This is a genomic window from Mesorhizobium sp. LSHC420B00, assembly GCF_000503055.1.
Lineage (GTDB): Bacteria > Pseudomonadota > Alphaproteobacteria > Rhizobiales > Rhizobiaceae > Mesorhizobium.
This window is the reverse complement of sequence record NZ_AYVY01000038.1, coordinates 1-16,041: the sequence shown is the minus strand read 5'-3', so window position 1 is coordinate 16,041 and position 16,041 is coordinate 1. Positions and strand designations below refer to the sequence as shown.

Below are 16,041 nucleotides of genomic sequence, written 5' to 3'. Positions count from 1 at the left end.
AGATCCGATAGGAACCCGCCATGTCCGATTTGTCGCTTCCAGCGCCCTCGCGCAGGAGCCTATCGCTGCACGATACGAAAGTGCGCGGCGTTTTCTACCAGCTCTTGCTCGCAGGTTGCCTGTTGGCTTTGGCCCTGGGCATCGGCATGCAGACCGCATCGAATATGCGGGTCCGGGGGATTCCGCTCTCACTCGATTTTTGGGGTGAGGCTGCCGGCTTCGACATCAATCAAACTCTGATACCGTACGATGCACTATCCACCTACGGTCAGGCGTTCTGGGTGGGAGTGGTCAATACCCTCTACGTCAGCTTCCTCGCAATCTTGCTGGCCACCTTGCTTGGCTTCGTCATCGGCGTTGCCCGCCTCTCGCCGAACTGGATCGTTTCGAAGGTGGCGACCGCCTATGTCGAGCTTGTGCGCAATGTCCCGTTGTTGCTGCAGCTGCTGTTCTGGTACAACGCTGTCCTCAAGCCGTTGCCCTCCCCGAAGGCGTCCATCGCCATTCCCGGCGGCATCTACCTCAACAATCGCGGCCTCATCATTCCGGAGATTCATTTGCATCCGGGAGCGGGGCTGGTGGGCCTGGCATTCGTGGCGGCCATTTCCTGCTGCGTTGCATTCTGGTTTCGCGCCAGAAGCGTCCAGAGACGGACGGGCAAGCAGCTGCCGGTGCTTCTGGTCAGTCTGGCGACCTTGATAGGATTTCCGCTGGTCGTGTTCTTGGCGGCTGGCGAGCCGGTCTCGTTCGTCGCGCCACAGCTACGGGGTTTCAACTTTCAAGGCGGACATCAACTCTATCCAGAGTTTGCCGCTCTCCTGATCGGTCTGTCGGTCTACACCGGATCCTACATCGCCGAGATCGTCCGGAGTGGAATCCAGGCAGTGCCAAAGGGCCAGAGCGAGGCTGCGTATGCGCTGGGGCTGGCGCCGGGCAAGACGCTTCGCCTTGTCGTTGTTCCGCAGGCGCTGCGTATTATCATCCCGCCTTTGACAAGCCAGTATCTCAATCTAATCAAGAACTCGTCGCTTGCGGTGTTCATCGGCTATCCCGACCTCGTTCAGATCTTTGCAGGCACCGTGCTCAACCAGACCGGCGCCGCCGTCCAGGTCATGGCGATCACCCTGTCCGTCTATCTCGTTATCTCCCTTGCCACGTCGTTGGCCATGAACGCGTGTAACCGACATTTTGCGATCGTCGAGAGGTGATGCATGAGTGATCAGTCCATGCATTCGCCAGTTGTCAGCAGCGCGCTCATACCAGCGATGGCGCCCCCCGCTGACGTTTGGCCGGGTCCAGTGACCTGGATGAAAAAGAATCTGTTTTCGACGCCTTCTTCAGGCGCGCTGACAATATGCTTTATCCTCCTCGCCGTGTGGCTGCTGCAGCATTTTCTGAGCTTTGCGATCTTCAACGCTGTGTGGAGCGGCGGCCGCGACTCTTGCCGTGCGAACGGTGAAGGAGCTTGCTGGCCCTTCATCGCCGAGAAGTTCGACTATCTGCGATACGGCGCGTACCCGGTTTCCGAACGGTGGCGCGTTGATCTCGCAGAGGCTCTCGCCGCCATCCTCATCGTCTGGTTCCTGTGGACGAAGGCTCCGCGGCGCAAAGTGGCGGCATTGCTATTCTTCCTTGTCTACCCCGTTGCCGCGTTCGTTCTGGTGCGCGGCGTGGCTTTCCTGAATTTGCCCGTCATCGATACGACGCTCTGGGGCGGTCTCTTGATCACGCTACTGATGTCGATTGTCGGCATCGTCTTCTCGCTTCCGATCGGGGTCATCCTGGCGCTCGGGCGCAGGTCGGAACTGCCTTTCGTCAAGGCGGTTTGCGTCACATTCATCGAGGTCGTCCGGGGCGTGCCGTTCATCACGGTGCTGTTCATGGCGAACTTCATGATGCCGCTGTTCGTGCCGGACTATCTGACGCCGGATCGACTTCTCCGCCCGCTCATTGCGATAGCGTTGTTCTCGTCCGCCTATATGGCCGAGGTTGTGAGGGCCGGCCTTCAGGCGATCCCGAAGAGTCAATACGAAGCGGCGAACGCGCTCGGGATCAGCTACTTCAGCATGATGCGGTTGATCGTCCTTCCCCAGGCGTTGACGATCGTCATACCGAGCATCGTCTCCACCTTCATCGGCCTGTTCAAGGACACGACTCTGGTCGCCATCGTTGGCATCGCAGACTTCTTGAGGGCCGTCGAAACGGCGCGGGTGGATCCGAGTTGGGCAGGCCCGACGATCTCCTCGACCGGCTACCTCTTTGCGGGGCTGGTCTACTGGGGCTTTTGCTTCGGCATGTCCCGTTACTCGCAATCGATGGAGCGCCAACTGGCGCGCGGCCACAAATCCTAGGGCGCGACGATGATGTCTCAAGCAATGTACACAGCGACCAAGGGAACGCCCTACAACCAGGCGATGGCCGTTGAGCTGCGTGATGTCAACAAATGGTTCGGCTCATTTCATGCTCTCAAGAACATCAACCTCTCGGTGCCGCGCGGTCAACGCATTGTCGTCTGTGGCCCCTCCGGGTCGGGCAAATCGACGATGATCCGCTGCATCAACCATCTCGAGCAGCATCAGTCGGGCGAGGTCATCGTCAACGGCAAGGCGCTGACCGAGGATCTGCGCAAGATCGACGAAGTCCGCAGCAATGTCGGGATGGTTTTTCAACACTTCAATCTGTTTTCCCATCTCACTGTGCTTGAGAATTGCGCGCTTGCGCCGGTGTGGGTGAGGAAGATGCCGCAGACGGCGGCTGAGGAATTGGCGCGTCATTATCTGGAGCGCGTCAGAATTGCCGAGAAGGCGGACAGCTACCCAGGGCAGTTGTCGGGTGGCCAGCAGCAACGCGCTGCAATCGCCCGGGCTCTCTGCATGAACCCAAAGATCATGCTTGTCGACGAGCCGACCTCTGCACTCGATCCGGAGATGGTCAAGGGGGTTCTCGATACGATGGTGTCGCTCGCCGGCGAAGGCATGACGATGCTGTGCGTGACGCATGAGATGGGCTTCGCGCGCGAGGTGGCCGACCGCGTGGTGTTCATGGACCGCGGGGAGATCGTCGAGACGAACACGCCCCATCAGTTCTTCACCAACTCCCGATCGGAGCGGGCGCGGCAGTTTCTGGCGCAGATCCTCAAATAGAGACGTCCGCAGCGGCAAGGCGGCCGCAACCGTGGCACAGATTCCTGGTGATAAGCAAATGGCTTGTGCAGACACGCCCAAATCGGCAGTTGGGCAAAGAAATATTGCGGAAGTCGATTTCGACCAGATCCACGACCGCCAGCAATTCGGGTCCGTCAAATGGGCCAACCAATGGGATGAGTTCTCGCCACGGGTCGAGGGAGAAGACCTGCTCTCCCTATGGACGGCGGATATGGATTTCCGTGCCCCGGAAACGGTCATCGCGCGGCTGCGCGAAGCCGCGGACCACGGCATTTATGGCTACACACGCCGCGATCCGCGCCACTATGAGATCGTGCAATCGTGGTTCGCGCACCGGCACAACTGGTCGCCGAAACTGGAGACCTTGCTTCCCGCGCCGGCGATCATGCCGTCGGTGGCTGCGATACTGCGAACCTTAACCAAGCCCGGTGACGGCGTCATCGTGCAGTCGCCCGTGTACTCGCCCTATTTCGAAGTGGTTCAGGGAAACGGGCGGGTTCTGCTTACGAACCGGCTGAGGCTGCAGAACAACAGATATGAGCTCGATCTGGAGGATTTCGAGAGACTGGCGGCTGGCGGTGCCAAGGCATTCCTGCTCTGCAATCCTCACAACCCTGCCGGAATGGCCTGGACACGCGAAGAATTGGCGGCGCTGAACGACATTTGTGAGCGCCATGGGATCTTGGTCATATCCGACGACATTCACTGCGACATCAGGCTGTCGGATCGTTCCCACATCGTCTTCTCCTCCATCTCGGACGATGCCGCGGACAAGTCGTTCATCTGCACCGCCCCGACGAAGACTTTCAACCTCGCCGGGGTTCCTTCGGCAACCATTTCGGTCGCCAACAGAAAGCGCCGCGAGACGCTTCTCGCCGCAATGCAGGCGTCATTCATGGTGAACGCGAATTTTTTCGGCCGCTTGGCCCTGGAGGTTGCCTACAGCAGCGGCGCGCCATGGCTCGACCAACTCACAGGCTACGTCGCCAGCAACATTGATCTGGTTTGCGAATTCGCCGGCGAATACCTTCCAGGCATTACGCCCATGCGGCCCGACGCATCGTTTCTGGTGTGGTTGGATGCGCGCGCGCTCGATCGCAGAGTGGGTGGAATTCAGAAGTTCTTCGTCGATCGGGCGGGTGTCAATCTGTACGACGGCCGCGTGTATGGGCCTGGCGGCGAAGGCTTCATTCGTCTGAATGTCGGCTGCCCGCGTCCTCTGTTGCGCCGAGGGCTGGAGCGCATGTCCAGCGCGCTGGCATCCATGTGATCGACCGGAACCAGGCCAGGATACGCCGAATGCGAATTGCCGTCATCAATCCCAACACGACCACCTCAATGACCAGAGGGATCGTTGCCGCGGCTATGGCGGCGGCAGGCCCCGGGGACCGAAATCGTCGGCATGCAGCCAACTGTGGGACCTGAAGCAATCGAAGGGCCATTTGACGGCGCACTCTGCTTGCCGGGCCTGCTCAAGCAGGTTGTCGCGGCGGAAGCGCAGCATGTCGACGCGCATATCATAGCTTGCTTCGACGACACGGGTCTCGACGCGGCGAGGGCGATCGCCACCAAGCCGGTTATTGGCATCGGTGAGGCCTCGTTCCATGCCGTCAGCCTTGTCGCCCACAGCTTCTGTGTCGTGACCACTTTGTCACGCTCTGTGCCGCTCATTGAAGACAACATTCGGCGCTACGGCTTCTCCCATCGCTGCCGCCGGGTGTTTGCTTCCGACATTCCGGTCCTTGAGCTGGAGAGGCCTGAGAGTGGTGCGTCCGAACGGATCTCGGAGTTCATACGCGAAGGCATCAGGCTGGGGGCGGAGGGGATTGCGCTGGGTTGCGCCGGTATGGCCGAGTTCGCATCCGCTCTCCAGCGCAAGCACGATATTCCCGTGGTGGACGGAATCGGCGCCGCGGTCGGTCTTGCGGAGACCCTGATACGTTGCGGCCTCGAGCCCTCCAAACGTGGTGTATGGGCCATGCCGGCGCACGCGAAGGGGCTGGACAGGTTTGAATGATACAGAGCGGCCCCTCGCAAGGAGGGCGTCCAACCGCAGTCAATCGAGTGCGTCCAACTGTGGTCAGTCGTTTAGCATATCCACGCCGAAGCGCTCCCCCCTTCCTTTCTGCTGCCGAACGGACGCGTACGCCGAGGTGTCGCCGCCCAAGACATCATTCTCCTTAGCGAGAATTTAGGGGCCGATTGCAGGTCGAGCAAGAAAGCTCCGTGGTGCGGTGAGTGGGTCGCTCAGGCGACGTCAGCTTTTGAAAGTTGGCCAACGCAACTTGGACAACCGAAATTGGGCGCTTTGCTGACCGACAGTTATGGGGCCGTCACCTGACGGGCGGGTCCGGGAACATGTTGTCGAGAAGCGGCCGTTCCGTCATCGACCCAGGGCGGACATTCTCAGCTCGTTGACCGATTGTCTGCAACAGAGCGGAAGTACCACCCTGGGAAATGTCGCCTCAGTCGAGGCTGGCAGGCGACGAGAACGGCTGCTTGGCGTCGACCACGAAGATNGCTCATCGAGATCGGTTGTGCCGACGCTGAACACCTCCATCGGCGTGTTGGCCCCGTGTCCGATCATGGCTGTGCCAGCTTCAGCATAGGTCACTCCGTGGGGCGTCCTCTGGCCGACCTTGCCGGCCAGCACATAGAAGGCCTCCGGTCCCGGATGCGTATGGATCTTCGTCTTGACGCCGGGCGCTCCACCGGCGCGGTTGACGCGCAGCAAATACTCGCTTGCGCTGATCGGCGGAAGGGGCCCGATCTCGACGACCTTGGTTCCGCCGGTCGTAGAGCCATCCTTCGGTCCAAGCGTGAACAGCCAGACCTTGCCTGCGATCTCCGCCGCAAGCGAGGTCGGGCCCGCCGCGCTTTGGGCCTGCGCCAGCGTGGGCAGATTATCCAGCCGCCAGTACAACGGTCCGGAGGGCAGTTCCTTCACCTTTTTCTCAACCACTGGCTCGACGGCGAATTTGCTGTCTGCGGGCATTGAGGCTGACGTCATCAGCCCGAAAGCACACAATGAGAACATAAGCAGGCCAATACTGCGGGCGCTGAGGGAATGCGGCTTCATGGTTGGTCCTCCTTTGCAAAATACTAGCTACTTTTCCTTACTCGTCGGCGACGCTCTCAACGTCACTATGCGGCTCTAGGATCGATGTTCTGGTTCATCCGGAAGATGTTGTCGGGGTCATAGCGCCGCTTTACCCGTTGAAGACGTCCGTAAGTCTCCGAGCCAAACGCATCGCGGACGAGGTCGGGGTCTTCGCCGTGGCCTGGGAAGTTGAGATAGAGCCGGCCGGTCGAGTGTCGCTGCATATGCTGCCAGAAGTTGCGCACCCAGCCGACATTCGCGTCGTCGTCCGAAGCGCTCGACCAGATCGCGTCGAGGCTCAGCATGTAGGGCATGGACCGGTCGCCGAAGGCGGTCGCGTCCTCCGCCACGCGCTGCATGTCGCCGCTGAATTTCCAGATCGAGGCGAAGGTCATCTCGGACGGACGTTCTGCCATGCCCCGCGTGATGTCCGCGATGACGCCGTCGTCGAGGCGGGAGAGATAGGTCGACTTCCAGTAGCAGCGGTCACGCCCCTTCGGAAACAGCGCGTCGTACAGTGACTGAATGGTGCGATAGGGCATGCGGCCGCTGAAATCGACCAGCGGTTCGCCAAAACTGCGTAGCGGCGCAACGATTCGTTCGCCTTCATCCGCCGGCCCGTCATACACATGCGCAAGCGACACTACGCGCCGGCCGCGCGCGTGCTCGGGGAGAGAAGGATCGTCAGGGAGGGTCGAGAATTCGGCGAGTCCGCTCAGCCGATCCGGCGCCGTTTCCATAAAGTCGCGCCAGCGCACGATGACTTCATTCGCGCGTCCCTCGGGATAGGCGGGGCCGCAGAACATCAGTTCAGATGCGATCGGGTGCAGCTTGAACTCGAAGCTCACCACGACACCGAAGTTGCCGCCGCCGCCGCAGAGCGCCCAGAGAAGATCGCGGTTTTCCGTCTCGTCGGTACGGATCAGCCTGCCCTCGGCGGTGACGACATCGGCCGCGACAAGATTGTCGACGCAGAGGCCGTGAGTGCCGCGCAGCCACCCAATGCCGCCGGACAATGTCAGGCCGGCAACACCGGTCGCGGAGATGAGGCCCCCCGGCGTGGCACGGCCGAAAGGCGTTGTAGCGGCGTCGACATCCGCCCAAGTCGCACCGCCACCTACGATGGCACGGTCCAGGCCGGGGACGACGCGCACGGCGTTCATCAACGACATGTCAAGCATCAATCCACCGTCGCAGACCGCATAACCCGCGACATTGTGGCCGCCAGAACGTATGGCGATGGCAAGTCCGTGCTCGCAGGCGAAATTCACGGAGACCATGACATCAGCGGCGTTCCGGCAGCGGGCGATGAGCGCTGGGCGTCGGTCGATCATATTGTTCCAAACGACCCGCGTGGCATCGTAGGGCTCGCTCGCCGGATCGAGCACCTCGCCGCGCATTCTGGACCGAAGGCCCTCAATGCTGGCGGGCAAAAGCGAAGCGGTGGTCGTCGCGTTCATCGTGTCATTCTCCGTTTCAACGACGCTAGCGCGGAACGTGAGCGCCCGCTAAAGTCGAAAACGCAAGGAAACGGTCATTTCTGCCATGGCTAAACAGGGGACTCCGGTCAATGTGGCAATCCTCGCCGTCCCGGAGGTCACGGCGTCGGCGCTTTACGGGATGGTCGACCTTTTTTCCTCGCCGGGTCGGGATTTTCGCTTCATCACGCAGGGCGTGGCTGGGGACCAGCGGATGCGGCCCTACGTCGTTGCGCGCAGCGCCGACCGGTTTCGCGCGGCCAACAGCGTCTGGGTGCATCCCGACCACACGCTCGCCGACTGTCCGCATCCTGATATCGTCTGCATCCCCGATTTCTTCGTCAATCCGGGCGAGAGCGTCGCCGGGCAGTATGAGCCTGAAGCGCGCTGGCTGAAGCGCATGCATGAGGAAGGCGCGCTGCTCGCGAGCGCCTGCTCAGGCGCGGTGCTGCTGGGCGAAGCCGGGCTTCTCGCTAATCGCGAGGCGACAATCCACTGGGGCTATGTCGACACGCTGACGAACAACTATCCCGGTGTAAAGGTAAAGGTGGATCGGTCGCTGGTGCTGAGTGGCGAGGCGCAGCGCATCGTGATGGCAGGAGGCGGATCAAGCTGGCAGGATCTGGCGCTCTATCTGATCGCGCGCTTCGTCGGACTTCGTGAGGCGATCGAGGTGGCCAGGGTCTACATGCTGCAATGGCATGACCTCGGCCAGCAGCCCTTCGCCACACTGGCCCGCTCGCGGCAGACCAGTGACGCACTAATCAAGCAAAGTCAGCAATGGGCGGAATCGAATTTCCGCAAGCCGGCACCCGTCGCCGTTATGGCGCGCCTGTCAGGCTTGCCCGAACGCTCCTTCGCGCGTCGTTTCGCCAAGGCGACGGGCATGAAGGCATTGGACTATCTTCACGCGCTGCGGCTCGAAGAAGCCAAGTGGCTGCTGGAAACGAGCGACGACGCCGTCGAAGCGATCGCCAATGAAGTCGGCTACGAGGACACGAGTTTCTTCGGGCGCCTGTTCCGCCGCAAGGTCGGTATTACACCGATGCAATATCGCTTGCGCTTCGGGTCGCTGCGCCGGGCGGTCCAAAAGGAATGACGGTTACGCGCATGGTCCTCAAATATAAGCCGTTCGATTGCCTCGAATGTCGCTGGGGGCCAACAGAGAGAAAGATACGTTCCGTTCAAGGTGCTTCACCGTCCTTGACATGTGCGTACCGGATACCGCCGGCGAAGCGCTGGATTTGGTCGCAGTCGTATCTACCAATGGCCCCTTCAACGTATTTGGCACAAAAAGTGCCGTTCGGGATCATCCGCCAAGCGACACGTTGGTGTCATGGTGAATATCCGCTTCTGGGTAGTCGGCAAAACATCTCTGAAGACCGACATCGGGCGCAAAGCCGCCAAGCAGCATTGGGGACGATAGCGGACCGGCAGTTTTCAGGCAGAAATAGTCGGAAGCGGTTTCACTTTGCAGTTAATTATGAGAATTTCTTGTCAATGATTTCAGTTTGTTAGCTATGCACTAAAGTTGAGAACGAGCACTTAATTTGATAATCATGCCAGGCCATTGGCATTTAATCTGAGAAGCAGCCTCCACAACTAACGGGATCGAATTTCTGGAAAACGGTGTATAAATGCGATTGCAGTTAAATTGAGAATCTGAGCTGCCCCATTCTCGCAATTAACTGCCCAACCCAACCGAAACGACCGCATTCTCATCATTAACTGCAAAGAACCTCCTCTCAAATGCAGTTAATTTGAGAATCCGGCCGCCAATATTCTCACAATTAAATGAAACCGGCATCAAATCGGCGCGTTCTTACAATTAAGTACCAAGCGACAGCCGGACACCGCCCTTCGCCAAAAAGACATACAACCGCTCTGAAGCCCGGTCGGATGGGACTCGGTTGCCTGATGCACGACCATTTTTTGCATCGCCCACAGTTAAGAGCGCACAACCAGCGGCACGAGGCCCTCGTGTCGCTCGTCGAGATAGCAGACGATCCGGTCGCCGACGCGCTGAAAAGTGAGGTCGACCTTCACGTCACCGACCGCTAAGTGCCGGAGGACGATGTTGTCGATGCCTATCGGCAGCCGAGGGCGTTCGACATTGATCTCGCGCTTCCAACCATCGATCCGAATCCCCAGACAGGCTTGCAGCATCATGAAGGCGGATCCGGCGGACCATGCCTGTGGCAGACAAGCCACGGGATAGGCCACTGGCGCATCGCCGATCGCACGCGTAAACCCGCAGAATAGCTCCGGGAGCCGCATGTTGAAACGGACCGCCGCCTCGAACATGCTGCTCATAAGCTTCACGACACTGGTGCGCTCCTGGTAGCGGGCGAGCCCAGCGGCACAGATTGCCGTATCGTGCGGCCAGATCGAGCCGTTGTGATAGGACATTGGATTGAATGGAAGCTCGTCGTCGGCCAAAGTCCGAACGCCCCAACCGCTGTGGAGATGGGCTGATAACAGCTGCGCAGCAATTGATTGCGCCCGTTCCGCTGACGGTAGCCCGACATAAAGCAGGTGACCGGGGTTGGAGGCGCGCACCGCGCATTGCTTGCCTTCGCCGTCGATTGCCAAGGCGTAGAAATTGCGGTCTGGCATCCAAAACTGCGTCTCCACCGCGTTGCGGATCCTTTCTGCCATGCCGCTCCAGTGCGCTGCCTTGGCGGCATCGCCGCGCTTGGCGGCCAGCGCAGCCATGCCTTGATAGGCTGCGAAGACGTAACCTTGCACCTCGACCAGTGCGATTGGTCCCCTGGGTATCGTCCCATCGCTATGGAAGATAGCGTCTGCGCTGTCCTTCCAGCCCTGGTTGAAAAGCCCCGTATCTGCCGCCCTGCTGTAGGTCACGAAACCCTCTCCGTTGCGGGCTCCAACCTCCTCCATCCACGCGATGGCCGCACACAGCGAGTCCCACATGCGATCGACCAACTCGTCATCGCCCGTGCGATCGGCATAGGACCAGGCCAGGTAAACATAAAGCGGAGTGGTGTCGACGCCGCCGTAGTAGCGGCCGAACGGTAGCTCTCGCAGCACAGCCATTTCCCCCTTGCGCGTTTCATGCATGATCTTGCCGGGCTCGGCATCGTCAAATATCGAAGTCTCTGTCGACTGATAGCGGGCAAGGAACGCCAGGACCCCGCGGGCAAGGTCGGGGTTGAGCCACAGCATTTGCAAGGCGGAAATGACGCCGTCGCGGCCGAAGGCGGTCGAGAACCAGGGAATACCGGCGTACGGATAAGGCCCGGTCTCCAGATCAGTGGTCAGCAACGCAATGTCGGCGCGCGTGCGCGTGAGCCAGTCATTGAACACGCGGCCGGAGCTGAAGACGGTGGCGCCCTGTCGACGCTTTGAGCGCATGGCAAACCGCGCTCGCGCCGCGGCCGCGCGGAAGCGATTACTGGACGGGATTTCCTCGCTGTGACCGACCTCCAGATGGAGCGCTCTGCTGTCACGCATCCCCACCAGAATGAGGAACTCAGCGTGATTGGGGTGGATCTGATGGGGCGTCATCGAAAACGCGATGACGGATTGTCGCTCCACATTGTCGAGGCCCTCGTAGCGAAACGTCACTCTTGACTCGCCCACCAGCGCTTCATGCGCGCGACCGCGCCGGCTGCGCGTAGTGCCGCGCACCTCAAACATGTCACGGAAATCGGCGTCGAAGTCGAACCGGACCGGCAGCAGCACATCGCGCGCGGAGTAGTTCGTGAAGATGACGCGCTCGAACATGCGGTCTTGCCAAATGAACCGGGTCCGATCGATGTGCACGACACCCGGCAGCGTTTCACTACCGTTCGGCCCGATGGTGGCCCGATTTGTCAGATTGGCGGTGAATAGGATGTTATCTTGCGACAGCGAGGCGCCAAGCAGTGAGGGCATGCGGCCGCCGACGAACAGACGGAAGCGCGACAGCACACGCGTATCGTCGCGGAAAAGCCCGTCGCCGGTGCCGCGTATGTCGCCGTAGCTGTCCGCGACGATGAAGCAGTCCTCGTGCTTGAGAGCAAATTGCCTATGCGGCTCGCGCGGCGCCGATTCGTCGAGCGCCGGGAGAGCCACAGCTGGATCAAGCTTGCGTTCTTCGACTTCAGTGGTCATGTCAGTCCTCCTGTTCGAAAAAGACTTGGGCGGTGGAGACTTGGGCTGCGCAGGCACACATGCTTCCCCATAAGGCCGGCGCCGAACCATCCTCATCAACAGCGTCTCGCGTCGATCCCGCACTCGGCGCGCGATCGCGGAGAGCCTCGTTCGAATTCTTGGCGAATGATTGGCGAATTCTGCTGTAAAGCGCGATCAAAAGCGGCTCGAAGCCGATCGGTTCTAGGCCGGTTCGGTCAAACAGGCCTGACCAGCTGCATTTCAGCGCGGCCATTTCGAGAGCCAAATGCAAATCGCTTGTTGCCGGCGAGCGAGCGGTAGACCGCCATATAGTCGCTGCACATGCGCCCGACCATGAACCGCCTTTCAAAAGTTTCCCGTACCCGTGCGCGATCGAGACCGCCTATCCGCCGGACAGCCTCCACAGCTTCGTCGACGCTGTCCACTATCAATCCGGACACGCCATCATCTATGACCTCTGGAACGGCGCCGCGGTTGAAGGCTATCACCGGGGTGCCGCAGGCCATTGCCTCGACGGTTACAAGGCCGAACGGTTCGGGCCAGTCGATCGGAAACAGCAGCGCTGTCGCATTGCCCAAAAACTCCGCCTTCTGCTGCTCATCGATCTCGCCAATAAACTCGACATTCGAATGTCGAAGCACCAGGGGTTCAACTCGCTCCGCCCAAAATGATTGGTCAACCGCGTCGATTTTGGCCGCGATCTTCAGCGGCATTCCAGCGCGGGCGGCGATTTCTATCGCCGCTTCCGGGCCCTTTTCCGGTGAGATGCGGCCAAGAAATGCCAGATATCCCGAGGCTTTCCGCCGGAATGGAAGAATATCACGCGGCAGGCCATGGTAGACCGTTCCGAGCCAATTGACCGGCGGCATGGGCCGGCGCTGGTCATCGGAAATCGAGACCAACGGAATGTCGTCGAACATCGCGTAAAGCCGCGCCAGGAACGGAAGGTCGAGCCTGCCATGAAGCGTGGTAACGGTTCGCTGCGCGGACTCTCGAATTATCGGAAAGTGGAGAACATCGACATGAAAATGCAGTACATCGAATTCATCCGCCCGTTTACGGACCTGTTCAAGCATCATGATGTGGTAGGGAATATGGTTTTGGGACTTGGGATTCAGGCGCAGTGCAACATCGCAACACGCCACCAGTTCGGCCGAAGTGCGTGAATCACCGCTGGCGAACAAGGTCACCTCGTGGCCCTGTCGAACCAGCTCTTCCGTCAGATATGAAACGATACGCTCGGTCCCGCCATAGAGCCTGGGGGGTACAGATTCGATAAGAGGTGCAATCTGGGCGATCTTCATTTTTGCAGGACATCGTGAAAAGTCGGCCTTCAACGAAAGCGGGCGACGCGCACACCTCTCCTTGTATTGCACCGACGCCAACTCTCGAATTGCTAATATGTTCCCGGGAAGATCGCCCATCGTGACGTTCGGGCTAGGCAAGGCTTGAGGGCCTAGGTCCTGATCTTTGCGGAATGTTCGCGGGGGTGCGAGCATTCCAGCATGGCATCGACCGCGAGCGCCGGCATCAAGGTGATCATATTCTGGGTCAACGTGGCGTGTCGAAGCCGCTTCAGCGGGGCCGAGTTTATTCGCAGAAGAAGCATCGTTCTCCAGATCCCCCCTGTAGCGCGAGGCGCGTCCGTGGCAGAACTTTGGCATGGCACGCCTTGGCCCGCTGCTGGCATTTTTAGCGCTCTATGCCGCAATGTATGCTGCATTCGGGACAGCGTCCCCGTTCTGGCCACGGTATTTTGAGGCGCGCGGCCTGACACCTGAAGAGTTGGGCGTTCTGTTCGGGCTAGGCAACGCAGCCCGGCTGATTGCCGGACCGCTCGCCAATCGAATTGCAGATCTTCTCGGTGCCCTCCGCATCACCCTGGCGGTCTGCATCGGGATCGCGGTAGCGGCGACGCTTGGGCTGGCTGCCGTGCAAGGCGTCTTTCTTCTGTTGGTCGTCTATCTGGCCCAGTCAGCCGGGCTGGCACCGATCACAACCCTCTCCGACGCCCTTGCGGCGCGCGCATCTGTGCGCGAGCCGGGTTTTGAGTATGGTTGGGTGCGGGGTGCGGCATCAGCGGCCTTCATTGCTGGCACCCTCGCGGCTGGCCAGGTGCTCGGAGTTTTCGAGCTGGATGCGATTATATGGATGTACGCCGCGCTGCTCGCCGGAGCGTTGGCTGCCGCCGCGCTGGTGCCGGAATCAGACACCGGCGCCGAGCGGGCTGCGGACCCGGTCGGGCAAAGCATAATCGGCGGGCTGCGCGAGCTGCTCGGTCTTCCGACTTTCCGGCGCATCGTCATGATTGCGGCGCTGATCTATGGCAGCCATGCAATGCATGACACCTTCTCGGTCATCCGCTGGACGGCGGCCGGGGTCGGCACGGCGGCGAGCAGCATACTTTGGTCGGAAGCCGTCGCAGCGGAGGTGGTGGTGTTCGTTGTGGTCGGGCCGATCCTGCTGCGCCGGCTTGGCGTGGCCGGGGCCGCTGCTCTGGCCGCGGTGGCCGGAATCCTGCGCTGGGTCGTGGAAGCGGAAACGGCGGTGATCTGGATGCTTGCGTTCGTGCAACCGCTTCACGGCATTACCTTCGCACTGCTGCATCTTGCCTGTATGCGTGTTATCGCCAGCAGCGTGCCGGCACATCTTGCCGCCACGGCGCAGGCCCTTTACGCGATCGGCCCGGGGCTGGCCACCGCGGGCCTTGTCTGGGTATCAGGTCAGCTTTATGGAGCCTATGGCCCGCCCGGGTTCCTCATGATGGCGGGACTCTGTGTGCTGTCCCTTCCGCTAGTAATTGGACTTCGTGAAAGGCCCCCACCATCGGATTGACGCGTATGAGGGCGATGGTCGCCGATTGTGCGAGCTTCTAGCCAAGGGGGCGGTAGCGGCGGAATGGGGAAGATGCCAGAGGGGCTCGTCAGCGCCCTCGAGCTTCGACTTGCGGCGTCGAAACTCAGGCGGCACAAGTGCATTCGGTCCCGACCAACGGCGCAGCTTTCCCCAGGAACCGGCTCAACCAAGCCCGAGCTTCTTCCTGAGATCGGCGTTTTCCTTGCGGAGCCGGTCGGCGAGGAGCTTCTTCAGCCGGTCATTCTCCTCTTCAAGCCTCAGCAGATCCTTGAGCTCGTCGCTCTGTGGCGCCTGCCCGGCAGCCTTCTTCCACTGATAGTAGGTCTGTTCCGATATTCCTGCTTTCTTGACAGCGGCCTTGGTGCTCTCCCCCCGGCTTGTCTGCTTCTCGACCTCTCCGAGCTTTTGGGCACGCTCCTTTTCAGAGTATATCTTCCGCGCTTTCCGGACTGTGGCGGAAGCGACCGCTTCTGCTGAAGGCACCGGCTTGCCCGACTTGGCCGCTCTGGTCCGCACGGCACGCGTCTGCTGCCCGGTTGCTTTCTTCGGCCTCGACGCCGTTTTCTTGGTGTCAGATACCTGTTCTTTCACCGGCACTTCGGTCGGTGCGGAAGATTCGGTTTCCTTGAGATCGGCCATGAGATACTCCACTGCGACGCCAAATATCTATGCTCCAGCACGCAACATCAAGGACTTACGGAGCTTAGTCAATACGGGCAGAAACCCCCGCTCCCCTGCGCGGTTAGCGCCGTGCCTCAAGAAGCAGAGGCTGTCAGCGTAGTGCATATCTGTCGTCATCGCCATCGTTGCAGTCGTTCCTGGGCGTCTTCTGGCGCCACCCTGTGGCAGGTAATCCAGCTAGGTGCCGACGCCATCCTTGGTGGCGATCATCGCTCCTGGGGACAAGGGCACAGGATCGCGCCACGCCGCACATTCAGGGCCCCGCCGCAATCGAGCAGATACCTAAACCCTGCGACACGTCTCGCAGCTGGCTCATGGTCAGAGCGTTGAAATTTACTTGGAGCGAGGGAGGCGACGACCATGCTGTTAGATTTAGAGGCCGATCCCTATAATCCACTGACGCGTCTTGCGGTGTTTCGGTGTCCGTTCGACCACGACGCGGTCCTCCTCAACGCCGCCACCGCAGCGTCCCTCTTTCGGGAGACCGGCTTCACGGACATCCGATCCGAGCATTTCCTGCTGCTGCCGTCGGCAAGGCCCTTGGCCAGAAGAGTCGAGCGGGTATTCGCGCCTTTGCCGCTTGGAGCGCAGTATGCGTGTAGTGCGCGTGTCTGAGCGCCGTTCA

Annotated in this window: 11 protein-coding genes and 1 pseudogene; 8 read left to right on the top strand and 4 right to left on the bottom strand. The window is 60.5% G+C overall.

Features of this window, described 5'->3' with window-relative positions:
* The first annotated feature begins 80 nt into the window (after positions 1-80).
* The 5 genes and pseudogenes from X760_RS70025 to X760_RS70005 all read left to right on the top strand — a co-directional run bounded on the left by X760_RS70025 (position 81) and on the right by X760_RS70005 (position 5,181).
* On the top strand, positions 81-1,208 hold the full coding sequence (locus X760_RS70025; protein WP_348633260.1) for an amino acid ABC transporter permease: 1,128 nt from the start codon (positions 81-83) through the stop codon (positions 1,206-1,208).
* Between the two features lie 99 nt (positions 1,209-1,307).
* Positions 1,308-2,351 carry an amino acid ABC transporter permease gene (locus X760_RS70020; protein ID WP_023722403.1) on the top strand — a complete coding sequence of 348 codons (1,044 nt, stop codon included), beginning with the start codon at positions 1,308-1,310 and terminating at the stop codon, positions 2,349-2,351.
* A gap of 9 nt (positions 2,352-2,360) precedes the next feature.
* Positions 2,361-3,143: an amino acid ABC transporter ATP-binding protein gene (locus tag X760_RS70015; RefSeq protein WP_031195099.1), complete on the top strand. Its 783-nt coding sequence runs from the start codon at positions 2,361-2,363 to the stop codon at positions 3,141-3,143.
* Positions 3,144-3,174: 31 nt separating this feature from the next.
* Positions 3,175-4,434, top strand: coding sequence for a MalY/PatB family protein (locus X760_RS70010; protein ID WP_156948283.1), 1,260 nt, complete (start codon positions 3,175-3,177; stop codon positions 4,432-4,434).
* Positions 4,435-4,463: 29 nt separating this feature from the next.
* Positions 4,464-5,181, top strand: a pseudogene (locus X760_RS70005) (aspartate/glutamate racemase family protein).
* A 1,127-nt stretch (positions 5,182-6,308) separates the two neighbouring features.
* Here X760_RS70005 and X760_RS69995 read toward each other — a convergent pair.
* Positions 6,309-7,724, bottom strand: coding sequence for an FAD-binding oxidoreductase (locus X760_RS69995; protein ID WP_023722398.1), 1,416 nt, complete (start codon positions 7,722-7,724; stop codon positions 6,309-6,311).
* Positions 7,725-7,809: 85 nt separating this feature from the next.
* On the opposite strand from X760_RS69995, the gene X760_RS69990 reads away from it, so the two are divergent.
* A complete protein-coding gene (locus X760_RS69990; RefSeq protein WP_031195095.1) occupies positions 7,810-8,841 on the top strand; it encodes a helix-turn-helix domain-containing protein in 1,032 nt (343 codons plus the stop codon).
* An 848-nt stretch (positions 8,842-9,689) separates the two neighbouring features.
* Here the strand turns inward: X760_RS69990 and X760_RS69985 are convergent.
* Together X760_RS69985 and X760_RS69980 are read right to left on the bottom strand one after the other, a co-directional pair.
* Complete coding sequence (locus X760_RS69985; protein ID WP_023722396.1) at positions 9,690-11,858, bottom strand: amylo-alpha-1,6-glucosidase; 2,169 nt, start codon at positions 11,856-11,858, stop codon at positions 9,690-9,692.
* A 236-nt stretch (positions 11,859-12,094) separates the two neighbouring features.
* Positions 12,095-13,183, bottom strand: a complete 1,089-nt coding sequence (locus X760_RS69980; RefSeq protein WP_023722395.1) for a glycosyltransferase family 4 protein — start codon at positions 13,181-13,183, stop codon at positions 12,095-12,097.
* A gap of 358 nt (positions 13,184-13,541) precedes the next feature.
* Between X760_RS69980 and X760_RS69975 the strand changes: the two genes are divergently transcribed.
* On the top strand, positions 13,542-14,714 hold the full coding sequence (locus X760_RS69975; RefSeq protein WP_023722394.1) for an MFS transporter: 1,173 nt from the start codon (positions 13,542-13,544) through the stop codon (positions 14,712-14,714).
* A gap of 183 nt (positions 14,715-14,897) precedes the next feature.
* On the opposite strand, the gene X760_RS69970 is transcribed toward X760_RS69975, so the two are convergent.
* The gene (locus X760_RS69970; protein ID WP_023722393.1) at positions 14,898-15,374 is read right to left on the bottom strand and encodes a transposase; all 477 of its coding nucleotides are present in this window, start codon (positions 15,372-15,374) and stop codon (positions 14,898-14,900) included.
* Between the two features lie 402 nt (positions 15,375-15,776).
* Here X760_RS69970 and X760_RS69965 point away from each other — a divergent pair, with 402 nt between their 5' ends.
* Complete coding sequence (locus tag X760_RS69965) at positions 15,777-16,031, top strand: hypothetical protein (protein ID WP_023722392.1); 255 nt, start codon at positions 15,777-15,779, stop codon at positions 16,029-16,031.
* The last annotated feature ends 10 nt before the right edge of the window (positions 16,032-16,041 follow it).